The organism is Arachidicoccus terrestris (assembly GCF_020042345.1).
GTDB lineage: Bacteria > Bacteroidota > Bacteroidia > Chitinophagales > Chitinophagaceae > Arachidicoccus > Arachidicoccus terrestris.
This window is the reverse complement of the sequence record NZ_CP083387.1, coordinates 947,346-972,885: the sequence shown is the minus strand read 5'-3', so window position 1 is coordinate 972,885 and position 25,540 is coordinate 947,346. Positions and strand designations below refer to the sequence as shown.

The window sequence follows — 25,540 nt, the reverse complement described above, 5'->3', positions numbered from 1 at the left end:
GTTTTTTGAAAATTATATGCGGTAATAAATAATATTTATGTCTAAACTTGTTTTGACCCTGTATAGTAATGAATTTAAGGCTGCCTATATATCTTATGCTAATAGAATAGCGGATCGATTTAAAAGCGCATTAGTTTTTTATATTATCCTTATAATTGGTTCGGCATTTTTAAGAATTTCTATGATAGGTGTGTTCATTATTCTATTTTTTATTGTTATCCTAAATATTGTTGAATATAGATCCTGGGCAAGAGGCTATATTACGAGCATTGAAAAGCAGGATGGGAAAGTACTGATTACTTATTTTGTTAAAGACAAAGAATTTAACATTGAAGGTGACGAAAAGTCCTTTGTATTTGAAAAAGGGAGTGTATGGTATAAGATTTATGGAAGGGTGCTTTTTTTTCAAGTTAAATATCAAGCCAATGTAATTGTGAAGATGTTTATGGTTAAAGATATTAATGAAGCCGTTATTGATAGAATGATTGAGGAGTTTGGTGGAACCCACCCCTGACATACTTTATTTTACCTTTATCGATAAAAAGGTTTCTGCTAAACATGTAATCGGAATATTAAAGCTCCAGGGTGTTCATGTTGACAATGATGAAGTGGCTAGCATTCTCACAAACTAAAATCGCTGAGCTTTCTTCCAATTATCTGGGCTTGTTTGATGTTGTTTATCAGACCCTTCATACAGGTTCGCCCTATCCCGTTACCAGGGAACAGACCATGACCCAGATAAAAATCCTGTCAGCTCCTAAGAGCTAGAGATTAAAAACAGTGCAAGCGGATAAAATTCATTATTTTTGAAGGGGTTGATCTTTTAAAAAATAATGAATTGATTGAGACGTGAATGTTATTGAATTAATTAAAATAGATCCATATTCAGCGACGCCAAAATATACGCAGCTCGCCAGCAGTATTATTACGGCTGTAGAGTCCGGTGTTTTGCGAAAAGATGATGTTTTACCTTCCATCAATGAACTCAGTGCATCGCTGGAAATTTCCAGAGATACCGCTGAAAAGGGCTATCGGCATTTAAAAAAAATAGGGGTATTGGATTCCGTGCCCGGTAAAGGTTTTTTTATTGCTTCAAAAGTCCAGAAAAAGCGGCACAAGATCCTGTTATTGTTTAATAAACTCAGTGCCCATAAGAAAATACTCTATGATGCTTTTGTGGCAGCGCTGGATCCGGAATCCCAGATCGACTTTTATATTTATAACAATGATTTTAATTTGTTTAAAAAGATCTTGTTGGAAAGATTGGATCAATATTCTTACTATGTATTGATCACTCATTTTTTGGAAGGCGATCCGCCGGTACAGGAATTGGTGGAACAGATCCCAAAAGACAAATTGATCATGCTGGATAAAAAGATGCCTTTTATGGAGCCCGATATGGGCTACAGCGCTGTTTATGAACGTTTTGAAGAAGATATCCGCGGTGCCTTACAGGCCGCGCTTCCCAGGATCAAAAACTACAGGCGACTCGTTTTAATTTTTCCGGATAAGAGCTACTATCCACAGGAGATTATCTGCGGGTTTAAGAAGTTCTGTGAAGAGACGGGTTTTGAATATGATATTTTTCCAAATACAAAATTTGTACAGATACAGACCGGAGATGTTTATATCACGGTGATGGAAGATGACCTGGTCAGGTTGATTGAGATTGCTAAAGACCGGCAACTTGTGACAGGGAAGGATATTGGTGTGATATCCTATAACGAAACCCCTATCAAAAGAATTATCCTGAGCGGCATTACAACTATTTCGACGGACTTTATTGCCATGGGCAAAGAGGCGGCTGCGTTAATATCTGAGGGCAAAAAAGCGTTGATACCGGTTCCTTTTAAGATTCATTTAAGGGACTCTTTATAAGAATGTCTGGATGGCGTACGATGGACCGTATGCCTGGTATCCAAAACCGGCAGTGTACTTTAAACGGATGCTGGCTGCCTGATTTTGTTTAAATTTGCCTTTATTCAGGATAAAGATAGAAACAAACAATCTGAGCAGCAATTTATGCGGCATAATACATTTATACATATTCATGTTTTTATTATTGTTTTTGGGCTGGCTTGTATAAGCGGGTGCACTTCGCATGACTTTGGTCATAGTGTCGGAACCGAAAAAATCAGCTTTAATCAACGCTGGAATTTCCATTATGGAAAGCTGGACAGTGCCCAGGTTTTTGTGGGAGCGGAATTGCCCTTTTACGGTAAACTGGACACTACACACTGGCATCCGGTTATGCTGCCACATGACTGGAGCATATTCGGGACATTTTCCCGTGAACATGCCGAACGAAACCGGGGAAGTGCTCTTCCAATGGGGACAGGGTGGTACAGGAAAACCTTTAACCTGCCTTCTTCGGACAGATATAAGCATGTTTATATAGAATTTGATGGCGTTTACCGCAATAGCACAGTATGGATCAACGGTCATGCATTAGGGGATCAGCCGGACGGTGTGCTGGGATTTACCTATGAACTTTCCAAATACCTGCATTTTGATGAAAGGCCCAATGTATTAGTGGTGCGTGTGGATAACAGTCAGCAACCTGTTGCGGACTGGTATACGGGTTCAGGCATTAACCGTAATGTCTGGCTGGTGAAAAAAAAGCCCATTACAGTAGACGATAATGAAAGTTATTTATATGCAACCATTAAAATGCCTTCCCGGGATGAAGTGACACCTTCAAAAAGGATGGCTGGAGCAGTGGCTGAGCTGACACAGGAGCTCGTGATAGATAATATTGGTATGCCGGCTATTAAGGAGATAACGGATCCATATGAGAAAAAAGAACTGGAAGCGCAACGCCACTTGTCGACCCTGCCGATTCAGGTCAAAACGACCATTTTTGATGAGAATAATTTTCAGGTAGCTCAAAAAAGAGGTTCAATAAAACCTCGTCCCGGCAGACAACGCATTAACTGGAAACTTACATTAGAAGACATTAAACCCTGGTCACCGGAAAGCCCTTATCTATACACATGGGAAATTGAACTCAGGCAGGGCAGTCAGGTGATAGATTGCCTGAGAAAGCCCTTGGGTATACGTGATATCCGGTTTGACTCCGCGAAAGGTTTTCAGCTCAATGGAATTTATACGAAGATCAGAGGTGTCTGTATGAACAGCGATTGGGGGGCGATGGGGACAGCTTATAACTACAGCGCTATGGCCCGCCAGCTCAGGATACTTAAAGAAATGGGTTGTAATGCCATCAGGACGATTCACCATCCACCTGCTCCGGAGATGCTCTCTTTATGTGATTCGATGGGTTTTTTGGTAATGGACGAAGCTTTTGATGACTGGCGATCGCTGGCTGCTGAGGCGGATAAAGATTCCAACGCCACTCATATTTACCTGCAGCAACTCGCCGGCTTTATTAAAAGAGACCGTTCACACCCGAGTGTGATGTTATGGTCACTGGGCAATACAGGACATTTGGAATCGGATATCGTAAGCGTTCGCATGGCAAAGGGGATGGTGGCCGTTATTAAAAATCTGGATAGCACCAGACCCGTCACGGCAGCTATGCGTATACTTGAACCGGGGGAGAATAAGCTGGCCGGTTCCGGTATTTTGGATGTACTGGGCTTTAATTATCATAGCGAAGGCTATGATTCTTTACCGCATTTCTACCCCGGCCGCCCGTTTCTAGCAACAGAAACGGCAGATGCACTGGGTACGCGGAATGAATACGATGTCAAGATTCCCGATTCTACCGTGTATTTACCCAAAAATCCGCGCCGGCGGTATGCGGATACGACTGGTACCCATTGGGCCGTCGGTGCCTACGACAGATATGCCGCGCCATGGGGCATGACTCACGAGACTGCCCTGCAAAGCATCAGGAGTAGAGATTTTATTGCCGGTGGCTTTGTATGGACCGGTTTTGACTACATGGGTGGAACTTTGCCATATCCTTTCCCTGCCAGAAGTGCTTATTGCGGCATTATCGATTTGGCGGGTTTGCATAAAGACGTGTATTACATGTATCAGAGCGAATGGGCCGATAAGCCGGTTTTGCATGTCTTCCCGCACTGGAACTGGAAACCAGGCGATACGGTAAATGTATGGGCCTACTATAGTCAGGCGGATGAAGTGGAGTTATTGCTGAATGGCCAGTCCCTGGGTAAGAGAAGTAAAGGGGATGGAAAGGCAGGTGACACACCGTTACATGTCAGTTGGCGCGTACCGTTCAAGGCGGGTAAACTGGAAGCGATTTCCAGAAAAGACGGTGTTACGGTACTCACCCAGGAAATCAAGACAGGTGGGCCTGCGGCGAGACTCGTTGCCAGTGTGGACCAGGCTTATTTCAGAGGCATTATCGGTGATTTAATCTTTGTAACTGTCCGGTTAACGGATGAAAATGGTGTTTTAGTCCCAAACGACGACCAAAATGTTGTATTTTCAGTTAAAGGTCCTGCAACACTTGTTGGCCTTAGTAACGGGTACCAGGCTGGATTATTATCTCCCAAAGGGAATGTATATAAAACGTGGAAAGGAAAGATCGTGGCTATCATTGAACCTAAAGTTAGTAAAGGACATATTGAACTGGATATGAAAGCAGATGGATTGGAACAAGTCCGCCATTCTATTCTGGTGGGAGAATAAGCAGTGGCAAAATGGGGCAGGAACCGTATTTGTTCCTACCTTAGGTGAATATAAAGCTTAGAAATTATGGAAAACACCGCAGATCAACTAGGTCAATTTATGATGAATGCCTATTTTGGGAAAAACTGGACGGAAGTAGATTTTAAGCATGTGCTTTCAGATGTTACGCTGGAGGAAGCAAATACGAAGATCGATCCGCTCAATACCATTGCCGGTATCATATATCATCTGGATTATTATGTCTCCATCGTTTTGAAGCGGCTTCAGGGTGAGATGCTGCCCTCCAATGCAAAAAATGGTTTTGATATCGAGACCTTGCCGTCGGTGGACAGTTGGCAACAGCTACTGGAGTCGTTTTATAACCATGCGGAGAAGTTTGCTGCTACGATCCGGTTGATGAATGACGATCAGTTATTAAACGATTTTCAGGACCGTCAGTACGGTAATAATATTTACAACATACAGGGAATCGTTGAACATGCTTATTATCATATGGGGCAGATTGTTCTGTTAAAGAAAATGATCCGCAGCGGAAAGTTTGTTTAAAAAGGCTGCTGATATTTCGAGTGTCAATCTAACGATTAATAACTATGAATTAATCTATCTATTCGATGCAAATTTTGCATTTTCTTGATTTTTTTTCAAAAAAATCCAGCCGGTTTTTAGACCGATTATGAGGTGCGGACTTTTCTTTACTTTCTCTGCTTCTTTTTAGATAGCATCATTATGGCTTGATTGTGGCCGAATGTTCTTTTTTCTTTCTCGCAAACCTTGGCCAGATATATTATTCAGATCTGCTATGCAAAAAATTGCAATCGGTTGCTATTTTCTTAAATTCTGTTAAATTTCAATAGACTTTCTCTATCTTTATCCATCTCTTAACATTTAAGAGAAATTGTTGCTTTGGTAAATCTATTTCTTCATCCATTATTATTTGACCCTATGAATTGTTTGACAAAAATCAGAGCGCTACTACCCATTGCATGCTTGTTTATGCTTGTCGGGAGTGCAAAAGCGCAAAATCAAAAGGAAATTAAAGGGATTGTCCAAGACGGAGGAACTCAGCAGCCTATTTCGGGCGCTTCCGTCCAGGCAACCGGCACGAAAATCGGTACCCTGACAGATGCCGAAGGGCATTTTTCCTTACGGATTCCGGATACAGTTTCCCGGATTACCGTCAGTTATGTTGGCTTTGAAGTAGTCACCTTGCCTTTGGCCGGCCAATCCGGCGACATTACTGTCAATTTGAAGGCGGCGGATAAGACGCTGCAGGATATTGTGGTAGTCGGGTATGGTACGCAAAAGAAGGTAACCATTTCGGGAGCCGTCGCCTCTGTCCAGGGGACTGATCTGCAAAAAGCCCCTGTGACCAATCTTTCTAATTCTCTGGCGGGCCGTCTGCCTGGGGTAACGGCGGTACAATCCACCGGTGAACCTGGATACGACGGGTCTAAAATCAGAATCCGCGGAACCAACTCCCTCGGCAATAGTGATGCCTTGATCGTTATTGACGGTGTCCCTAACCGTGCAGGTGGTTTGGAAAGACTGAATCCTGCTGACATTGAGAGTGTTTCTGTGTTAAAGGACGCCTCTGCTGCCATCTATGGTTCCAGAGCGGGAAACGGCGTTATCCTGATTACCACCAAACAGGGTAAGACAGGTAAGCCGCGCTTGTCCTATGATTTTAGTTATGGCCTGCAGCGCCCTACCAGAACGCCCGAAATGTCAGATGCCGTGGAATATGGCAAGATCCGCAATGAGCTGAATATCTATGATAATGTTCCTACTGATGAATGGGCCGCCGCCTCTGCTGCATTTGCCAGCGACGGGCAATATATCACTAAGGATGACCATAACAAGGTCGAGGCTGCTTTTACAACAGAAGAGCTGAAAAAATATGCGGACGGTTCCGACCCTTTGCATTATCCCAATACAGACTGGTTTGGTACGACCCTTAAAAATTGGTCGCCACAAACCAGGCATAATGTACAGTTAAGTGGCGGAAGCGATAATATTCATTATCTGGCCTCACTGGGTTATCTTAATCAGGATGCTTATTATAAGAATTCCGCGACCGGCTATCAGCAATATGATATGCGTATCAATCTGGAAGCGAATATCAATAAATATGTGAAAGTCAGTCTGGGTGTCACGGCCAGAGAAGAGTATCGTCATTTTCCCACTTTAGGGGCGGGCGATATCTTCAGAATGTTGATGCGTGGTAAACCGACCGAAATAGAGGTGTGGCCTAACGGATTACCCGGACCTGATATTGAATATGGTCAGAACCCCTATGTGATCACCACTGACCTTACGGGTTACGACCGTGATAAAAGAGATTATTTTCAGACCAATGGTAAACTGGAAATTAAGATCCCCGGTGTCGAAGGTCTTAAAGTAACAGGAACTGCTTCTATCGATAAAATGCATGGCCGCCGGAAACTCTGGCAGATTCCATGGACTTTGTATTTCTGGGAAAGCGGCGATTTTCTGGAAGATGGTAAGACACCTGACCTTACAGGTCATATTCGCTCCCCATATACAGATCCCCGGCTGAAGCAGTGGGCAGCCAGCCAGCTGGCCGTTAACCTGACAGGGCTGGTCGATTATCAGCGCACCTTCGGTGATGCACATGAAGTGACATTTCTGGCGGGCGTTAGCCGTGAAAAAGTGGATAATGATGACTTCTATGCGTTTCGCAGGTATTTTATCTCTGCTTATCTGGATCAGTTTAATGCCGGTGGATCGGGAGAGCAAGACCTTGGCAATGATGGCCCGACAGGAAATCCCTATGGTCTTTACCAGAGAGCCAGATTGAGTTATTTTGGCAGAGTGGGCTATAACTATAAAGAGCGTTATATTGCGGAATTCCTCTGGCGTTCTGACGGTTCCTATATTTTCCCGCCGGACAAAAGGTTTGGTTTCTTTCCGGGTGTGAGCCTGGCCTGGCGTATTTCCGAAGAGAATTTCTGGAAAAATAACCTGTCCTTTATCAATAATTTCAAGCTGCGCGGATCTTGGGGTAGGATGGGGGCCGAAGCCTATATTCCAGGCACCAGTAATCTGGCAGAGTACCAGTATATGGCATCTATGCGTTATGGTAGCTATATTCTGGGCGGGGAAGAAACTAAGTCTTTATTTGAGTGGGTCGTGAATAACCCGAATTTTACCTGGGAAACCGCCAATAATATGGATATCGGTTTTGATGCGAGCCTGTTAAATAACCATGTCAGTGTTGAGTTCGATTATTTCCATAATAAAAGGACCAATATCTTGATTGATCAGAGAAATTCTATTCCTGAGAGCTCCGGTATTACCGACAAATTGCCGCCGGTGAACCTTGGAGAAGTAGAGAATAAAGGATGGGAATTTAAAGTAGGTTATGTGGGGGATGCAGGCGACTGGCATTACAGTGCCAGTGTGAATGGAGGCTATGCCAAAAATAAGATCATATACTGGGACGAGACACCGGGAGCACCTGATTATCAGAAATCTACCGGTGCCCCTGTAGGCGCTTTTCTGGCCTATCAGTATGATGGCGTATTCGCTGATCAGGCGGCCGTTGATGCCAATAAGATCGACTATAACGATATTACCGGACAAATCCGCCCGGGTGATATGAAGTTCAAGGATGTTAATAGTGATGGCAGAATTGACGGAGACGATCAGGTCAGATTGGATAAGACAGGCGATCCTTCGTTCACTACGGGCCTCAACCTTAACGTGGATTATAAGGGCTTTGATCTGTCCGTTTTGTTTCAGGGCGCCTTCGGCGGACTACAGTATATCGGGCTGACGGAATCCGGTGATATCGGTAACTTCACCAAATACGCCTATGACCATCGCTGGACAGTAGATAACCATAGTTCAGAGTATCCAAGGCTGGCCAATCGTAATAATACCTATTATACCGATATGGCAGTAGCTGGTAACAATACTTATTGGCTGCGCAACAATAACTATGTTCGCCTGAAAAACCTGGAACTCGGCTATACATTGCCTGCTGATCTATTAGAGAAAGCCGGGATTTCAAGGTTGCGGTTTTTTGTCAACGGGCTTAACTTAATTACCTGGGATAAGATCAAGATCTGGGATCCGGAATCTACTTCCTCTAACGGACAGTATTATCCGCAGGCCAAAATCATCAATTTTGGATTAAGTGTGCAGTTTTAACCCACAGTTGTTCCCATCAAGAACGGCGGAACGCAAAAAATAAACATTATGAAAAATTCAATGAAATATATACTACACCTGCTCATAGCGACCGGCCTGATCTGCACGGTCAGCTGCAGCAAGGATTTTCTGAATCAGGAACCACTCGATGCGATCCCATCCGATCAGATTTGGAAGGATCCGGCACTGGCTTCCGCTTTTGTTACCGAGATCTATAACGGCCTGGGCCAGGGCGGCTTTGATGAGCAGATGCTGGCTTCGCTCTCAGATGAAGCGGTATTTACGCATACGGGACGCAATATCAATACCATTAATGAGGGAAGCTTAAGTCCGACTAATTTAGGTTGGGTATCGGGTACTTATGCCTATGCATCCATGTATCAGCGCATCCGCGCCTGCAATCTGACTATTGAAAATCTGACCAGTGCAACCAACGAGATAACAGACGAGAATACAAATGCCATGCTGCGCGGGCAGGCCTATTTCCTGAGAGCTTATTTTTATCACCAACTGGTTCGCTATTATGGCGGGGTGCCTATTATTACAAAGCATTATGAGCTCAATGACAGTTTCGCCATCGCCAGAAGCAGTTTTGCGGATTGTGTGGATTTTATTGTCAAAGACTGCGACAGTGCTGCTGCTTTGCTGGAAGGGAAAACCATGTCCAAGGGCCAGGCGACCAATATTGCTGCACTGGCGCTCAAGTCCAGGATATTGCTCTATGCGGCCAGCGATCTGCATGTAGCTGCCAATCTGGAGAAATTGTCTGATTTTGCCGACAATGACCCTAATTATAAAATTGATCAGCTTGCGTATACCAGCGGCTCCCAACAGGAGCGCTGGGAGAAGGCCAAGGCCGCTGCCTTAGAAGTGATTACCAAAGGTGGAGGGGGGTATAAGCTAAATCTTACAAAGCCAGAAACCGCTAAAGATGGTACTGCCAATTATATTTCAATCTCTATGGGAGGGGGTAGCAAAGCGCCGGGCGTAGATGCATCTGCAGAATCAGAGTTGTTGTTTGCGCGCTATTTTGTGCCTGCCAAGGATGAAGGCGGTGAGTATATAGGGAAATATAATGGTCCCAACGGGTATCATAACTGGTCAGGCAATACGCCGATCGGTCTGTTGGTTGATGATTATGAAATGGCTGACGGCAGCAAATTTCAATGGACTGGCGAAGAGAAAGCCCACCCTTATAAAAACAGGGACCCCCGTTTATATGCCACCATTCTGTTTGATGGTGCTGACTGGAAGCCCCGTAATAAAATTTCTGGGGATGTTGACCCCGCTAACCAGATCCAGACAGGTAGTTATGATCTGCTGAATTCAAAAGGCGTTAAGATCGCTTTCGCTGGGCTGGATACCAGGGGTAGCTCCATTGAAGACTGGAACGGATCCCGCACCGGTTATTATATGCGTAAGTTCATTGACCCGGATCCGAATCAGATTGATGCAAATGACAAACAGTTTGTTCCCTGGCCATTTTTCAGATATACAGAAGCTGTGCTCAATTATGTGGAAGCCTGCCTGGAGACAGGCGAGGAGGATAAAGCTAAAACCTGGCTGAACAAGATTCGTTATCGCGCCGGAATGCCAGCTATTACGGCTACAGGTGCCGCGCTCATGGATGAATACCGTAATGAACGACGTATTGAGCTGGCCTACGAAGAGCATCGCTATCATGACGCCAGAAGATGGATGATTGCGCCAACAACCCTGGGCCGGAAGATTACTTTTATTAAGGTAACGGGTAAATTTAAGTCAGGAAAGACGATGAAGGAGCCTTATCATCATGATGAGACGATCTATGACTATACGTATACGCCCGTCGTTGATAATGCACATGAAAACAGAACCTGGTTGAATAAGATGTATTTCCGTCCTTTCTCCAGAGATGAGATCAATAAGAATCCATTGCTGGGTCAGAATCCGGGTTACACGAATTAGAAGGTATCCCGAACGGTAGTGGTAGAGAAATAACAGGGCAGTCAAATCGTGCAACCGCATAGATTTGGCTGCTCTTGTTATTTTTAGGGTGCAGGTGCCGGGAAGCCAGCTGCAAGGATATTTTTACGATTTGCATTAGATTGCTTATTTTAGCGAATGTGCCAGCTAAAACCCATAACAGATCTAAACCGAACAAAGAATATGAACCTACAGCGAAGACTAATAGCAAGAGGAATCGTTAAACCAGTCTGCCGTGTGGCGTTATTGTTATTGCTGTTCTGTGCAACACTGCTCAGGACATATGCACAGGAAGAGAAAAACGACTACGTCTGGCCAACGGATTCGCTGGTTTTGCAAAAGCTGCATCACTGGCAAGGTGAGAAATTCGGGTTATTGATGCACTGGGGAACCTATAGTGAATGGGGTATTGTAGAAAGCTGGTCTCTTTGCCCGGAGGATGAGGGATGGACACAGCGTAAAGGGCCTTATGCAGATAATTATTTTGCTTATAAAAAAGCCTATGAGAACCTGCAGACAACTTTTAATCCGACGGATTTTAACCCCGATAAATGGGCTAAAGCCGCTAAGGATGCGGGCATGAAATACGTCGTGTTTACCACGAAGCACCATGACGGATTTTGCATGTTTGACACGAAGCAGACGGATTATAAGGTGACTTCGTCTAAAACGCCTTTTTCCTCCAATCCGAAAGCTAATATTGCCAAAGAGGTGTTTAATAGTTTTAGAAAAGAAGGGCTGATGATCGGTGCTTATTTTTCCAAACCTGACTGGAATACGCCGTATTACTGGTGGCCTTACTTTCCCCCAAAAGACCGGAATGTCAACTATGATCCGGCCAAGTATCCAAAAAAATGGAATCAGTTTAAAACGTTTACTTATAATCAGATCAAAGAATTGATGACAGGCTATGGTTCCGTAGATATTCTATGGCTGGATGGCGGATGGGTCAGGCCTCATACACTGGAAGAACAAAAGGAGAATCACGTCTATAATCAGGATATTGATATGCCTAAGATCGCCGCCATGGCCAGAAAATATCAGCCCGGTATTCTGGTGGTAGACCGGGCGGTGGGAGGTCCTTACGAAAACTATCAGACACCGGAACAGCAGGTGCCTGATAAGCCGCTGGATCACCCCTGGGAGACTTGCATGACAATGGGAAATTCGTGGAGTTATGTGCCTGACGATCATTATAAACCGACAAATACGCTGATCCATCTGCTGATCAGGATCGTTTCAAGGGGCGGGAATTTTTTGCTGAATATCGGACCCTCTCCCAAAGGTGACTGGAGCGATACAGCCTATGCCCGGTTAAAAGAGATTGGCTCCTGGATGAAGGTGAATGGATCTGCCATTTATGACTCCAGGCCTGTCGCGCCTTATGCGAAGGATAACCTTGTTTTTACCCAATCTGAGGATGGCAAATCTACCTATATCTTTATTCTTTCAGAGGATAAACAGACCGGCGGTGAGTTGCAAGTCCCTGAAAGCATTACCCTTCCCGAAGGGTTGGTATCGTCCAGAAGTAAAATTAGTGTGATGGGGTATCCTTCATGGAAGATAAAATTGAATGCAGATACGCATACATTACAGATCAGGCAAAAAGGAAAATCAGCGGTCCGGTATGCTCTGGTGTTGAAGGTTACCGGTGATGCCTAGGTATGGAGTAGTCTATCTACAATCGATGTGAATGGCTTATTGCGGGTGTCCGCTTTTGAGTACAGTGTCTCAAAAGCGGACACCCTTTTAGCTTAGATGAAGTATACATTGTTGATTACCAGGCTTGTGCTTGTCTGGCATACCCTTGGCTTACCTGTAATAAAATGATTAAGCAATGGTTCTTTATAATATAAAATCTGCCTGGAGAAATCTCAAGACCCATCGTTTTTACAGCCTGCTGCATATTATGGGGCTTGGTATCGGCATCGCAACCGCCATTTTTATTTTTATCTGGGTTAAATATGAGAAGAGCTTTGACCGTTTTAACGCGAATGCCGGTCATATTTACCGGGTAAATAATGCCTATGCAACCTCTGATGGTCATAACACGATCTGGATTTCCTCACCTGCTCCAATCAGAAAAATTGCACTGATGAATAAACAGGTAGATCAGTGCGTACGCATCGGCCGGGATTATGGCGCTTCAGTAATCGTTTATAAGGGCAAAAAGATTTTTGACATACAGGAACAGACCAGATATGTGGATGCCGGCTTTTTCAGTTTCTTTTCCCTGCCGATTATAAAAGGAGATCCGCAGTCGCCTTTGGAAAATAGCAACAGTGTGGTTCTGTCCGCTGAAATGGCCAGGAAAATATTCGGGCGTGAAAATCCCATTGGAAAGACGATCACTCTTCATGGTAAAGACCCTTTTGTTGTCTCGGCTGTTGCGGAAGATATGCCTTCTAACACATCTTTGCCACGCATAGATGTGTATCTGCCCATGACGTTTATTGCCGGACCCTATAATAGCACCGGCAAGGGAGAGAAAGAACATACAATTGATGATGAATACGGTAATTTTGATTACGGCGTTTATCTGAGTACCGTTAAAAACAGTGATATTAAACAGATTGAAGATCAGATTACGAAGGTTTATTCTGATCTTGGAGGACCGGGTGTCAGCGGGAACTTGTTTAAATTACAGTCATTAGAGACCATGCACCTGATCGACGAGTATGGCGGTAAATCTATGCTTCATTTGGTGGATGCTTTTGGATGGATCGGACTTCTGATCGTTTTGATCGCCTGTATCAACTATGTGAATCTGTCTACGGCCAGAGCGCTTGTGCGCATTAAGGAGGTCGGTGTCAGGAAGATCCTGGGTGCAGGCAGACGTAAATTAATATTGCAGTTTTTGTCTGAAACTGCACTGATTTTAATGGTAGCGCTGCTTGTCGCCTTAGTCCTGATCATTATATGTATGCCTCTCTATACGCAGCTTACAAAACAGCCGTTTTCTGTAAGAACATTTGATAGCGGGTTTTTAGTAAATATAGCTTTGGTGCTATTGGGGACCTTTCTGGCAACGGCTGTTTATCCGGCCATTTTGCTGTCGAATTTCAGGCCGCTGCAGTTTATGCGCGGCACAAGGAGTATAAAGCACGGTAAATATGCCTCCCGGCGGCTTCTGGTTGTATTTCAGTTTTCCATTTCTGTTATGATTGTTTTTGCGTCCCTGGTGATGATCAGGCAAATGCATTATGTTAGAACAAAGGATGTCGGATATAACCGCTCACTGGTTTTTACCGTCAATATGCCACTGTCAATGGAAAAGCACAGTGATGCCGTCATTGATCAACTGAGGCGTAGTAATGCAATAGCAGCGGTCAGTTCGGCCAATGCCAATATAAGTCAGGTAAGTAGAACCTCGGGAAGTTTCGGGGTACCCGGAAGATCAGACATAGATCTTCTTTTCAATGATATGGAGATTGCGCCGGGCTTCCTGTCTGCCATGCAGATGCAGCTAATTAAAGGAAGCGGGTTTAGTGGAACGCCGGGGGATTCGGCCGCTTTTCTATTAAACCAGACAGCGGTGAAAATTTTACATCTGGCCAGACCTATCGGACAACAGGTAACATACAATGGACGGAAAGGGAAAGTGATCGGTATCGTACGGGATTTTAATTTTCAGAGTTTAAAGGAAAAGATCAGCCCTATCATCATTTCCAGTGTTCCCAGGGAAAATGGAAGGCATGGCGGTGTATTGTATGTGAGGGCGGAGAATGGCGCGCTGGGCCAAGCTATCAGCAATGCTGAACAAGTGTATAAAAAATATGCAGGCGAACTTCCTTTTAAGTACGACTTTTTAGACCAAAACTTCAATAGCGCCTATGCGTCCACCAACCGGACGTTATCCTTGTTAAACATCTTTTCTCTGGTTGCCGTCATTATTTCCGGTCTGGGACTCTTCGGCCTTGCCACGTATACGGCAGAGGTAAAGACAAAAGAAATTGGCATCAGAAAGGTGATGGGCGCCTCTAAAAAACACATCATTAGCCTTATTACAAAAGATTTTGTTTTTTTGATTCTTTTGTCTACACTGATAGCGCTGCCCATAGGGTCGTGGATGATGCATCGTTGGCTAAATAATTTTGCCTATAAGGTTACGGTCGGACCCTGGGTATTCGTTCAGGTAATTATACTTATGATGATGATAACCTGGCTCATCATTGGATTTAAAGCGGTACAGGCCGCTTCAAGGAATCCGGTAAAAAGCCTGAAGGTCGAGTAATCTTCTATTTGGGCATCACAGCATAAGTGGGATCTTCCTGAATATCCACTTCAATAAAACCTGAAGCATCTTTCAGGATTTTCCGGCAGTCTGCGCTCAGGTGCCTGAGTACGGCTTGTTTTCCTACTGCAGTGTATTTCTCTGTAATATTTTTCAGGGCGTCAATAGCCGACATATCAGCAACGCGCGACTCTTTAAAATCGATAATGATACGTTGCGGGTCCTGGGCAACATCGAATTTTTCGAGGAACGCCGTTGTGCTGCCAAAGAAAAGGGGGCCATAGATTTCATATATTTTATTGCCTTCGGCATCCAGGTGCTTTCTGGCGCGGATTCTTTTGGCATTATCCCATGCAAATACCAGGGCTGAGATAATGACTCCTATGAGCACTGCCAAAGCCAGATTTTGCATGATGACTGTGATGGCTGCAACCAGTATCCCGACAAAAATATCTGTCTTCGGCATTTTCCGTATGATGCGCAAAGAGCCCCATTTAAAAGTGCTGATGGCTACCATCATCATAACCCCTACCAGTGCTGCCATGGGTATCTGTTCAATCACCGACCCGCCAATAAGGATGATCATCAGGATTGTAATCGCGCCTATAAATGCTGAGAGCTTTGATCTGGCGCCTGCTTCAATGTTCACCAGGGTCTGTGCGACCATCGCACAACCGCCCATGCCACCAAAAAAACCATTTACTACATTTGCCGCACCTTGTGCGACGGCCTCCTTATTGGCATTACCTTTGGTCTCGGTCATTTCATCGACCATGTTCAGCGTCAACAGCGTTTCAATCAGGCCGACGCCCGCCATGAGTAAGGAATAGGGGAGGATGGTTTGTAAAGTTTCCCATGTCAGGGGAATGGCAGGGATATGGAAAGCAGGGAACTTACCGCTTACAGCCGCGATATCTATCACCTTTTTTGTGTGGATTCCCAGAAAATAAACTAAAAGTGAAGTGATAATAATGGCAATTAATGAAGAAGGAACTGCCTTTGAAAACTTCGGGAATAGTACAACGATAAGAATGGTCAGTAATGTGAGTGCGGCCATTATAAGCAAGGGTGTTCCATGAAGCCAGCTGGTAATACCCGAAGTGGTAATTTTGAACTGTTCCACCTGTGCCATAAAAATGATGATCGCCAGTCCATTTAGGAATCCGTACATCACAGGCTGGGGAATCAGCCGGACGAACTTGCCTAACTTAAATATGCCTACCAGCGCCTGAAAGATACCGGCCAGCGCCACCGCTGCAAATAAGTATTCAGGACCATGCGCAGAGACCAGCGCAATTAAAACGACAACGGTAGAGCCGGCTCCGCCGGATACCATCCCGGGCCTGCCGCCAAATATGGCAGTGATCAGTCCCATCAGAAATGCTGCATAAAGGCCAATCAAAGGAGCAAGCCCGGCTAAAATGGCGAAAGAAAGGGACTCAGGAATCATTGTCATGGCGACGGTCATTCCAGCGAGCATCTCTGTTTTTAAATTGATGTTTTTAAGGGTCTTGAGGAAAGAAAAAGTAGCCATAATATTTGTGAGCTTGGACCGGGATTATAAAATTCACCGTTTAAAAAGGGTGCAAAGGTACAGTTTAGCCCGGAATATTACCCGCTGAAACCAGTTATTCTTCCCGCAGAGGCATTCAACAAGCATTTTTGACCAGCATTATGGCTGAATAGGTATTTTGTATTCAAGTTTTTGAACAATCCGGAGAGTTTGAATGTCTGCCTAATTGCAATGCAGATCCCCATCTAATCTTCTGCTATTCTATATTTTTTCTTTTGTAAAATATAAACAATTGATTTTTAATTGAGCCTTTTTTTATTGCCTTTGATAACATAATGATCTATTTCTTTTGGCATAGGTTTTGCTTTAGATATTATCTCATAAGCAGTTAGTTTTGGTTGCGGCCCCTATATCCATAGGGGCCAATTTTTTTAGTTGTGTAGTCCTGGAAAAAGTTGACCACAAAATCAACGAAATGACACAGGTAAAGATTGTATTAAAACCAAAGGGCCCCAAACGATTCTATAGTGAAGCCTTTAAACGACAAGTTGTACGGGAATATGAGCAAGGGGGACTTAATAAGAAACAGGTAATGAAGAAATTTGGTATTGGCGGAAAAAGTCGTGTTTTAGAGTGGTGTCGGAAATACGGTAAATTTGCCTACGATAGCCCTTCTCAAAAAATAGGATTTATGAAAGACCCTCAAAAACAACGAATTAAGGAATTAGAAAATAAACTTAAGGCTGCTGAGCAAAAGCTAAAAGTTTATGATAAACTGATCGAAGTCACGAATCGGGAATTAGACGCCGATATTATAAAAAAAATCGAGGCCAAGTTGTCCGGGAATTGGCAACAGAAGAAAAAGTAAATATTACGGCTGCATGCCGACAACTTGGCTATAGTAAGCAGGCTTACTATAAATCCTTATCTCGCAAAATGAAAGATGCCGATTTCCGGCAACAAATAAAACAAAAAGTACTGACCATCCGCCATCAATTGCCGTTGCTGGGAACGCGCAAACTATACTGGGTATTGAAAGAAGAGCTTAGAAAACAAGGTTTAAAAATAGGACGGGACAGATTATTTGACCTATTACGACAGGAATCCTTATTAATAGTTCGCAAGCGCAAATATGTAACAACAACCGATAGCCGAGGTTGGATGCGGCAGCACCCTAATCTCGTTGAGGAACTGAAGCTGAGCCGTCCAGAGCAGCTATGGGTAGCAGACATCACCTACCTGACAACGCAAGAAAGTCATTGCTATTTACACCTGGTGACAGACGCCTACTCTAAAAAAATAATGGGCTATAAACTCAGCGATGATTTGTTAGCCAGCTCAACTATTCAAGCTTTAAAAATGGCTTTGGCGCAACGATCCTACAGACAACCCCTCATTCACCATTCTGATCGTGGGCTACAGTAATGCAGTAAAGAATATACCGACCTGCTGACACATAATAATATTTCCATTAGTATGACTCAAAACGGGAGCCCTTATGATAACGCTATTGCTGAGCGAATAAATGGGATTCTGAAGCAAGAATTTGGACTGGATGAGGTTTTCGAAAACCTACAAGAGGCTCATATACAAGTAGATCAATCTATTGCACTCTATAACCGCATACGACCTCATATGAGCAATTACCTTTTGACTCCTGATCAAATGCACCAACAAAATAAAATTACACCCAAGTCCTGGCACAAAACAAACTTTAGAATTCTTTCATAATTCTGATTGTTTCTTACCTTCGACATCTATTATTTAATCGGTCAACCTTTTTTAGGACGATACAAGTTGCGTCAGGCATGGTGCATTTCTAAGAGGTGAAGACTTCCATTGGGCCCGGTAAGAGGAACAATTAGCTGGACGAGAAGGGTGTCTGCTTGTAACCCAATAACGATTTCAAGGCATTTACATGCAATCCCCAACAGTATTTAGAAATTACGTGGGTATCTTTGATATATGATACGCAAATACCCCATCGGCATACAACATTTTCGGGAAATGCGGGAGGAAGGCTACCTCTATGTTGATAAAACCAAGATCATTCACCAATTGGTTGAAACCGGCAAATATTACTTTTTAAGCCGGCCCAGACGATTTGGTAAAAGTCTGCTGGTGGACACCCTTGCGGAGCTTTTTAGCGGAAGCAATGAGCTTTTTAAAGGCCTATGGATATATGATCATTGGGACTTTGAAAAAATTAATCCTGTTATCAGGTTTAGCTTTTCTAATATTGGTGTGACCACCAATGGCATTGAGGCAGCACTTTTTGGTGCATTACAGGATAACGCAATTCGGTTAGGCATATCCTTAACGAAGCCCTCCATTGACTTACAGTTCAGAGAACTGATAGAAAAAGCGGCGAAAAAAGGCAATGTCGTTATTTTAATAGATGAATATGATAAACCCATTATAGATTTTATAGACAAGCCCGAGGTTATGGTGGAAAACCGTTCAATCATGAAGAGTTTTTACTCTATTTTGAAAGACAGTGGTAATCATATTCGGCTGTTATTAATTACAGGGGTAAGTCAATTTAGTCATGTGAGTATTTTTTTCGACCTGAATAATTTGGATAATATTACTTTATCTACTCAGAATGGCGCAGTGGTTGGCATTACCCAGGCTGAACTTGATCATTATTTCGCTGTTGAAATTAGGGAACTCCAAAAAAAACAGCCTGATATACTTAGTCAAATAAAAGATTGGTATAATGGTTACACTTGGAATTTGAAGGATTGGGTGTATAATCCCTTTTCACTACTCAAATTTATGAAAGATCCCGTCTTTAAAAATTATTGGTATACAACAGGGACGCCTACTTTTTTAATCAAACTCCTTAAAAATCGGAAAATATACGATGTAGAAAATATAAGGATAGGCGAATCTGCATTATCAATGTTTGAGCCTGAGGATCCAAGTATCAGTTCTGTGCTGTTTCAAACAGGGTATTTAACTATCAAAAAGATTATCAATAACGGCAACCTTTATGAATTAGGATATCCTAACAAGGAAGTAAAAATTAGTCTATTAGAAGGTCTTCTGAGCGGATACCGAGAAGTACGCGCAGGCGAATCCACAGAAATTGTTTCCTTTATAAAATCGAGCCTTAAAAATAAAGATATCCCCGGACTAATAAATCAGCTGAATCTATTGATAGCAAGTATTCCTTATGATCATTGGAATGCTGACACGGAATCTATATTTAATATCATTACCTTTTTGGCATTTAAGATAGCAGGAATGGATGTCCAAACAGAAATACATAGTTCCAAAGGAAGATGTGATTTACGTGTAATGACAGACAGCTTGATATACGTAATTGAGCTGAAACTGGACGGAGCTGCCGAAGAAGCTTTGCAGCAAATTATGGCCAAAGGATACTTGGAGCCTTATATGACAGATACTAGGGAAAAACTGGCTGTTGGGATATCGTTTTCCTCTGCAAAGAGAAAAGTCGCCGAATATCTTATACAAGAATTATAGAAACTCCTTTTTCTCGAAGGGTAAGGAGTATATAAAATAAAGGTTTTCGCGAAAATAGGGCTGATCCAGGATCCAAGTTTTGAGGTGATCCACAAAAACACCAGATAACTTGAAATAAAAAAGGACTTAAAAATCTAGTTTTCAAGTCCTTTTGTTGTGGGAGTTGAGGGGCTCGAACCCCCGACCCTCTGCTTGTAAGGCAGATGCTCTGAACCAACTGAGCTAAACTCCCTGCCGTAATTGGAGTGCAAATATAGAGTGATATTTTTTATCTCCAAATTTTTTTAAAGGGATTTTTGAAAAATTATTTTTCAGCGACAAAAACTCCCTGAACACAGTACCCATTTTCTTTATACCTTTACGCTCTTTTGACAGTATTTAGACTATGATACAATATACCAAATTTGTCCTCGATAACGGCCTGCGTGTCCTCGTTCATCCGGATGATACCACACCCATGGCTGTCGTAAATATTATGTATGATGCCGGAGCCAGAGATGAAGATCCTGAGAAAACGGGATTTGCCCATCTTTTTGAACACTTGATGTTCGGCGGTAGTGTGCATATTCCGGATTATGATGAACCGTTGCAATTGGCTGGAGGAGAGAATAACGCCTACACCACCAATGACCTGACCAATTACTACTTACAGTTACCGGCCCAGAATCTTGAAACTGCCTTCTGGTTGGAAAGTGACCGTATGCTAAGCCTGGCTTTTGGAGAGAAATCCCTGGAAGTACAACGCAAAGTTGTTTCTGAAGAGTTTAAGGAACATTATATCAATAAACCTTATGGGGACGTCTGGCATAAACTCAGAGAACTGGCCTACAGCACCCATCCCTATAAATGGATGACCATTGGTAAAGAGCTCAAACATGTGGAAGATGCCACGTTGAGTGATGTTAAAAGTTTTTTCTTTAAACATTACAGACCCTGCAATGCCATTTTAGTAGTAGCCGGAAATGTGCAACTGGACGAGGTCAGAAGGCTGGCTGAAAAATGGTTTGGCCCTATAGAAAGCGGCACCCCTTATAAAAGAAATTTACCTGAGGAACCGGTTCAGCAAGAAGACCGTTATCTTGACGTCAGTGCTGATGTGCCGGTAGATGCATTATATATGGCCTGGCATATGTGTGACCGGCTTGATCCCAGGTATTTTGCAACAGACTTGTTGACAGATATTCTGGGAGGCGGCGCTTCCAGCAGGCTTCATCAGAAACTCGTCAAGGAAAAGCAGCTTTTTGCCAGCATATCCTGTTATCATCTTGGCACCCTGGATCCCGGACTGGTCGTAATTGACGGCAAACTCGTCAGCGGTGTTACTATGGAAACCGCTGAAGCAGCCATCCGTGAGGAAGTTAAGCGTATCATGGAAGAGCCGGTTAGTGACAGAGAACTCAGGGCCGTTATTAATAAAACAGAAAGCATGATCGCTTTTGAAGACATGAGCGTGTTAAACCGGGCCAATAGCCTCGCGTTCTATGAACTCCTTGGTGATGCCAGTCTGATCAACAAGGAGCTGGAAAAATATCAGGCTGTCACGGCAGGCGATATTCAGAAAGTGGCCGGAGAAATTTTCCGGGCGGGCAATTGTAATATCCTCCGGTATAAAGGCAAGCATCAATAGCGATCATCTCAAATATTTGATTTCCCATGTTAGATAGAAAAACAGCACCCCATATAACCGATCCGGTAGATTTTGACCTTCAATTAAAGCCTGTTTCCATACAGGAATTAAAGAATAAGACACCTGTGTACAGCATCGATGCCGGCGCAGAAGACGTGATGTCACTTGAGTTATTATTTGAGGCTGGCTCCGGACTCGAACCCAGGCCCCAAGTGGCTGTTGCGGTTAACCGGCTTATAAAAAACGGCACGAAAAATAAAACGGCTTTTCAGATAGCGGAAACCGTCGATTTTTATGGAGCCTACCTGAATACGAATTGCGGAACCGAATATAGCAGTGTAACGCTGAGCTGCCTGAGCCGCCAGTTGCCTAACTTATTGCCTTTACTGGTCGAGTTGCTTACGGAAAGTCAGTTCCCGCAGCAGGAATTGGACATTTATAAACAAAATAGTCTGCAAAGCCTGGAAATGAATCTGAAGAAAGGAGAATTTGTGGCAGGTAGACTTATTGATGCCTATGCATACGGGCCTAAGCATCCTTATGGTAAATATACACACAAAGAAGACCTGGTGGCCTTAAATAGACAGGAACTGCTTGATTTCTATAAAGGCTATTATACACATGGCCGTCTAAAAATCTTTGTTGCAGGTAAACTGCCTAAGGATATTTTCAGTTTACTGGATAATAGTTTAGGTAACCTGCCGTTTAATCAGGGTGCGTCTTTGCTGGGCAGCATTGATTATAGTCATGATCCTGACTGGGAAAAAGTCCATAGCGTGATCAACGATAATAACAGTGTACAGGGAGCCATTCGCCTGGAAAGACTGATGCCTGGGCGTAAAAGCCCCGACTGGTCCGGACTTATGGTACTCAACACCGTATTTGGCGGCTATTTTGGATCCAGGCTCATGAGTAATATCAGAGAAGATAAAGGATATACTTATGGCATCCATTCTTATTTACAGAATCATGTACATGAAAGTGCCTGGGTGATCTCCACAGAAGCCGGCCGGGACGTCTGTCCCGCGACGATTGAAGAGGTCTGGAAAGAAGCCGCCTTACTCAGAACGACGCTGATAGATCCGGAAGAGTTGCAGCTGGTTAAAAACTATGTTGTAGGAAGTGTGCTGGGCAGCCTCGACGGCCCTTTTCAGATTATCAATCGCTGGAAAAGCTATATCATACATGATTTACCCATGGATCATTTCGACCGGCATGTGGAAATCGTAAAGACCATACAGCCAATGGCGTTAAAAGAGCTGGCTGAAAAGTATTTAGAGGAGTCCTTATTTTACCAGTTGACTGTTTTTTAGTATATTCATGGTATGAACCAAAAGCGTATCGTATGCGATTTATAGGTAAGCTTCTCGTAACGGCCCTTGCAGCGATCATTGCGGCTAATCTCCTGCCAGGCGTTACGCTGTATGGAGGATTTTCTGCAGTGCTGTTGGTGCTGGTGCTGTCACTGCTGAATACCTTTATCAAGCCCTTACTGGTCATACTCACCATTCCCATTACCATATTGACATTGGGGATATTTTTGCTCATTATTAATACTTTGATTATCAAATGGGCGGCCATGATACTGGGGCCGTCTCATTTCGTGGTGACGACCTGGTGGGCAGCCTTCTGGTTCAGCATTGTCCTGTCGGTCGTGACCTGGCTCATTGAAGCACTGATCGGTAAGGTGGAAAAAGATAGCTAACTAACCGGATACTTGTGATACAATAAAAAGCACCGCTCCTTTAACAGTGGCCAATACTGAAAAAGGAGCGGTGCTTTTATATTGTGATCGCCGTTCGCTTCAAGGCGAACGGCGATGTTTAATTTAATTAATTACTTCAACACCGGGATGCGCAGCGGGATTAAAGACAAACTTACTGTCGGGTAAACTGGCACTGGTATTTATATCTGTCATTTTAAAAGATATAGTATTGCCGCGTTTTTCTAATACATTAGCCTTAGTGATCATGTTTTTAGATTTATCGACATAGACCGTTACTTTAGTAAAATTCTTTCTGGCATCTACCGGTGTCAGTTCAATTACATAAAAACTGCCGTTGGAAGAAACCATCTTGGATTTAAAATCTGTCTGCACAAAATTGCCCGAAAGCAATTTTTGGGGATCGAGCGTGCCACTTCCACTGTTGGCGGCACTTACAGTTACTTCGTCACTACCGTTAAAATTCCAGGTTTTTTGGCCATTGGAAAAGATCTCGATCTCACCTTGTTTTATATAATATTTGCTGCCTTTGAGCGCGATTGTCCCCTTAATTGTACCTAAATTATGTTGGTTTTTATCCGTTGTGGAATAGGTGAAATTAGCGGTAGCACCCTTCGAGCCTTTCAGGGTATTGCTTACTTTTTGTAATACAGCATTGGCAGAACTCTGCGCAAAGCTACTGCCTATCAAGGCAATAGAAACAAATGCTGCGGTCATCATCTTCTTGATCATATATTTAATTTTAATGTGCGATCTAAATTCAGGTTGCAAAATTACAAGTAATTATTACAAATTTGGACTTTAAAGCAGTTCTTACGTTTAAATAGCTGCTCCGGTATTCAAGTATAAAAGGAAAAATTAATACCAAACTATCTTGATTGCCTTGTTTTTAAAGTTTAATTAACTAATGATTCCAAGGGTAGAAAATAATCCTTTATATATTGCCGAATAAACGTAATTTTGCACTCTTTATGAAGAGAATCTTCCAATTTTCCCTGGTGGGTCTGATTTTGCTGGTATCTTCCTGTGCTTCAAAATATTCCAAAGTTTTGAATAGCAAGGACAATGAATATCGTATAAAGATGGCCAACAAGTATTATGAAGAAAAAAAATATGCTCATGCCCAGGAGTTGTATCAGGAATTATTTCCCTATTTAAGAGGTACACCTCGTCATGAAGATGCTTTTTATAAATTCGCGTATAGCGCCTACTACTTAAAAGATTATCAGAGTGCTTCTTTGGCTTATCAGACCTTTATGGAGAATTTTCCAAACAGTTCACTGGTACCCAATGCAAGTTATATGCAGGCTTACTGCCTTTTTTTGAGTTCACCAAAAGCGGAACTGGACCAGACAGCCACGCATAAAGCCATGGGACTTTTAAAAGCCTTTGTTAATAATTATCCTAAATCGGAAAAGGCGGCAGAGGCGCAGAAATTGATCGGGCAGTGTAATCAGAAACTGGAGGAAAAAGAGTATCTTTCTGCACAGCTTTATTATGATCTTGGGTATTTTAAGGCATCCCACCTGTATTTCGATTTGTTGTTGAGCGATTACCCGGCTTCTGCAAAAGCAGACCAGTATATGTTTATGATCGCAAAATCCAGCTACGAATACGCAAAAGTGAGTATTCCTTCAGCACAACAGGAGAGATATGAACAGACAGTTGAGGACTGTACCAACTTTTTAGGTCAGTTCCCAGACAGTCAATTTAAAGATAAGGCGACACAAATGAAAAGTGACGCCGAACAGCAATTAGCAAAATTTAAAAAACTTCAAAATGAGCAAACTCAGAAGACAAGTTAGTCCAAGTATTCCTAACGTCATCGAAACCAGAAGTTTAGTAGCCATAAAGGGTAAAACAGGCAATCTGTATAAGTCCATTGCCATTGTTGCCCGCAGAGCAGGTCAGATCAACATCGGTATTCGTGAGGAACTGCATTCAAAATTAGATGAATTTGCCAGCCACACCGATAGCCTGGAAGAGATCCATGAAAACAAAGAGCAGATTGAGATCTCTAAAGCTTACGAACGTATGCCCAATCCGGCGATTCTGGCTACTGAAGAATTTATGGCTGATAAGGTATACTACCGTGACAGCGATGCTGATCTGTTTGAGTAATCACAAGAGACAGATCTTTAATATAATTACCTAAATGCCACCCGGACTTGTCCCGGTGGCATTTCGTGCGTA

General features: G+C 43.2%; 17 protein-coding genes, 1 tRNA gene and 1 pseudogene. 16 read left to right on the top strand and 3 right to left on the bottom strand.

Annotated elements, in window-relative coordinates:
• Positions 1–37 precede the first annotated feature (37 nt).
• The 9 genes from K9M52_RS03820 to K9M52_RS03780 all read left to right on the top strand — a co-directional run bounded on the left by K9M52_RS03820 (position 38) and on the right by K9M52_RS03780 (position 14,992).
• On the top strand, positions 38–514 hold the full coding sequence (locus K9M52_RS03820) for a hypothetical protein (protein ID WP_224070738.1): 477 nt from the start codon (positions 38–40) through the stop codon (positions 512–514).
• A gap of 86 nt (positions 515–600) precedes the next feature.
• Positions 601–768, top strand: coding sequence for a hypothetical protein (locus tag K9M52_RS03815; RefSeq protein ID WP_224070737.1), 168 nt, complete (start codon positions 601–603; stop codon positions 766–768).
• An 81-nt stretch (positions 769–849) separates the two neighbouring features.
• The gene (locus tag K9M52_RS03810; protein ID WP_224070736.1) at positions 850–1,878 is read left to right on the top strand and encodes a GntR family transcriptional regulator; all 1,029 of its coding nucleotides are present in this window, start codon (positions 850–852) and stop codon (positions 1,876–1,878) included.
• A gap of 144 nt (positions 1,879–2,022) precedes the next feature.
• Positions 2,023–4,620, top strand: coding sequence for a glycoside hydrolase family 2 TIM barrel-domain containing protein (locus tag K9M52_RS03805; RefSeq protein WP_224070735.1), 2,598 nt, complete (start codon positions 2,023–2,025; stop codon positions 4,618–4,620).
• Positions 4,621–4,686: 66 nt separating this feature from the next.
• Complete coding sequence (locus tag K9M52_RS03800; RefSeq protein WP_224070734.1) at positions 4,687–5,166, top strand: DinB family protein; 480 nt, start codon at positions 4,687–4,689, stop codon at positions 5,164–5,166.
• A 396-nt stretch (positions 5,167–5,562) separates the two neighbouring features.
• Complete coding sequence (locus tag K9M52_RS03795) at positions 5,563–8,793, top strand: SusC/RagA family TonB-linked outer membrane protein (protein WP_224070733.1); 3,231 nt, start codon at positions 5,563–5,565, stop codon at positions 8,791–8,793.
• Between the two features lie 48 nt (positions 8,794–8,841).
• Entirely contained in the window at positions 8,842–10,740 is a 1,899-nt protein-coding gene (locus K9M52_RS03790) for a RagB/SusD family nutrient uptake outer membrane protein (RefSeq protein WP_224070732.1), read from the top strand.
• 201 nt (positions 10,741–10,941) lie between these two features.
• Positions 10,942–12,420 (top strand): alpha-L-fucosidase, encoded by a 1,479-nt coding sequence (locus K9M52_RS03785; protein WP_224070731.1) that lies wholly within the window; start codon positions 10,942–10,944, stop codon positions 12,418–12,420.
• Between the two features lie 175 nt (positions 12,421–12,595).
• On the top strand, positions 12,596–14,992 hold the full coding sequence (locus K9M52_RS03780; protein WP_224070730.1) for an ABC transporter permease: 2,397 nt from the start codon (positions 12,596–12,598) through the stop codon (positions 14,990–14,992).
• Between the two features lie 4 nt (positions 14,993–14,996).
• On the opposite strand, the gene K9M52_RS03775 is transcribed toward K9M52_RS03780, so the two are convergent.
• Positions 14,997–16,526: a SulP family inorganic anion transporter gene (locus tag K9M52_RS03775; protein WP_224070729.1), complete on the bottom strand. Its 1,530-nt coding sequence runs from the start codon at positions 16,524–16,526 to the stop codon at positions 14,997–14,999.
• A gap of 454 nt (positions 16,527–16,980) precedes the next feature.
• On the opposite strand from K9M52_RS03775, the pseudogene K9M52_RS03770 reads away from it, so the two are divergent.
• Positions 16,981–18,236: pseudogene (locus K9M52_RS03770) on the top strand (IS3 family transposase).
• 234 nt (positions 18,237–18,470) lie between these two features.
• Positions 18,471–19,997 carry an ATP-binding protein gene (locus tag K9M52_RS03765; RefSeq protein WP_224070728.1) on the top strand — a complete coding sequence of 509 codons (1,527 nt, stop codon included), beginning with the start codon at positions 18,471–18,473 and terminating at the stop codon, positions 19,995–19,997.
• 157 nt (positions 19,998–20,154) lie between these two features.
• Here the strand turns inward: K9M52_RS03765 and K9M52_RS03760 are convergent.
• Positions 20,155–20,229 (bottom strand) — tRNA-Val (locus K9M52_RS03760).
• A 153-nt stretch (positions 20,230–20,382) separates the two neighbouring features.
• Between K9M52_RS03760 and K9M52_RS03755 the strand changes: the two genes are divergently transcribed.
• From K9M52_RS03755 to K9M52_RS03745, 3 genes are read left to right on the top strand one after another with little or no spacing between them, the layout of a single operon-like run.
• A complete protein-coding gene (locus K9M52_RS03755; RefSeq protein ID WP_224070727.1) occupies positions 20,383–21,624 on the top strand; it encodes a M16 family metallopeptidase in 1,242 nt (413 codons plus the stop codon).
• Positions 21,625–21,650: 26 nt separating this feature from the next.
• The gene (locus K9M52_RS03750) at positions 21,651–22,937 is read left to right on the top strand and encodes a M16 family metallopeptidase (protein ID WP_224070726.1); all 1,287 of its coding nucleotides are present in this window, start codon (positions 21,651–21,653) and stop codon (positions 22,935–22,937) included.
• Positions 22,938–22,969: 32 nt separating this feature from the next.
• A complete protein-coding gene (locus K9M52_RS03745; protein WP_224070725.1) occupies positions 22,970–23,329 on the top strand; it encodes a phage holin family protein in 360 nt (119 codons plus the stop codon).
• A gap of 123 nt (positions 23,330–23,452) precedes the next feature.
• On the opposite strand, the gene K9M52_RS03740 is transcribed toward K9M52_RS03745, so the two are convergent.
• Positions 23,453–24,079 carry a LolA family protein gene (locus K9M52_RS03740; protein WP_224070724.1) on the bottom strand — a complete coding sequence of 209 codons (627 nt, stop codon included), beginning with the start codon at positions 24,077–24,079 and terminating at the stop codon, positions 23,453–23,455.
• Positions 24,080–24,318: 239 nt separating this feature from the next.
• Between K9M52_RS03740 and K9M52_RS03735 the strand changes: the two genes are divergently transcribed.
• On the top strand, positions 24,319–25,152 hold the full coding sequence (locus K9M52_RS03735; RefSeq protein ID WP_224070723.1) for an outer membrane protein assembly factor BamD: 834 nt from the start codon (positions 24,319–24,321) through the stop codon (positions 25,150–25,152).
• The gene (locus tag K9M52_RS03730; protein ID WP_224070722.1) at positions 25,127–25,468 is read left to right on the top strand and encodes a DNA-directed RNA polymerase subunit omega; all 342 of its coding nucleotides are present in this window, start codon (positions 25,127–25,129) and stop codon (positions 25,466–25,468) included. The genes K9M52_RS03735 and K9M52_RS03730 overlap by 26 nt, the downstream gene beginning before the upstream one ends.
• The last annotated feature ends 72 nt before the right edge of the window (positions 25,469–25,540 follow it).

Excerpts from the sequence above, each read along its gene's own strand:
- K9M52_RS03745 (WP_224070725.1), top strand. The coding sequence starts at position 22,970 with ATGCGATTTATAGGTAAGCTTCTCGTAACGGCCCTTGCAGCGATCATT.
- K9M52_RS03775 (WP_224070729.1), bottom strand. The coding sequence starts at position 16,526 with ATGGCTACTTTTTCTTTCCTCAAGACCCTTAAAAACATCAATTTAAAA.
- K9M52_RS03795 (WP_224070733.1), top strand. The coding sequence starts at position 5,563 with ATGAATTGTTTGACAAAAATCAGAGCGCTACTACCCATTGCATGCTTG.
- K9M52_RS03730 (WP_224070722.1), top strand. The coding sequence starts at position 25,127 with ATGAGCAAACTCAGAAGACAAGTTAGTCCAAGTATTCCTAACGTCATC.
- K9M52_RS03815 (WP_224070737.1), top strand. The coding sequence starts at position 601 with ATGATGAAGTGGCTAGCATTCTCACAAACTAAAATCGCTGAGCTTTCT.
- K9M52_RS03800 (WP_224070734.1), top strand. The coding sequence starts at position 4,687 with ATGGAAAACACCGCAGATCAACTAGGTCAATTTATGATGAATGCCTAT.
- K9M52_RS03805 (WP_224070735.1), top strand. The coding sequence starts at position 2,023 with ATGCGGCATAATACATTTATACATATTCATGTTTTTATTATTGTTTTT.
- K9M52_RS03765 (WP_224070728.1), top strand. The coding sequence starts at position 18,471 with ATGATACGCAAATACCCCATCGGCATACAACATTTTCGGGAAATGCGG.
- K9M52_RS03750 (WP_224070726.1), top strand. The coding sequence starts at position 21,651 with ATGTTAGATAGAAAAACAGCACCCCATATAACCGATCCGGTAGATTTT.
- K9M52_RS03755 (WP_224070727.1), top strand. The coding sequence starts at position 20,383 with ATGATACAATATACCAAATTTGTCCTCGATAACGGCCTGCGTGTCCTC.
- K9M52_RS03780 (WP_224070730.1), top strand. The coding sequence starts at position 12,596 with ATGGTTCTTTATAATATAAAATCTGCCTGGAGAAATCTCAAGACCCAT.
- K9M52_RS03735 (WP_224070723.1), top strand. The coding sequence starts at position 24,319 with ATGAAGAGAATCTTCCAATTTTCCCTGGTGGGTCTGATTTTGCTGGTA.
- K9M52_RS03785 (WP_224070731.1), top strand. The coding sequence starts at position 10,942 with ATGAACCTACAGCGAAGACTAATAGCAAGAGGAATCGTTAAACCAGTC.
- K9M52_RS03740 (WP_224070724.1), bottom strand. The coding sequence starts at position 24,079 with ATGATCAAGAAGATGATGACCGCAGCATTTGTTTCTATTGCCTTGATA.
- K9M52_RS03790 (WP_224070732.1), top strand. The coding sequence starts at position 8,842 with ATGAAAAATTCAATGAAATATATACTACACCTGCTCATAGCGACCGGC.
- K9M52_RS03820 (WP_224070738.1), top strand. The coding sequence starts at position 38 with ATGTCTAAACTTGTTTTGACCCTGTATAGTAATGAATTTAAGGCTGCC.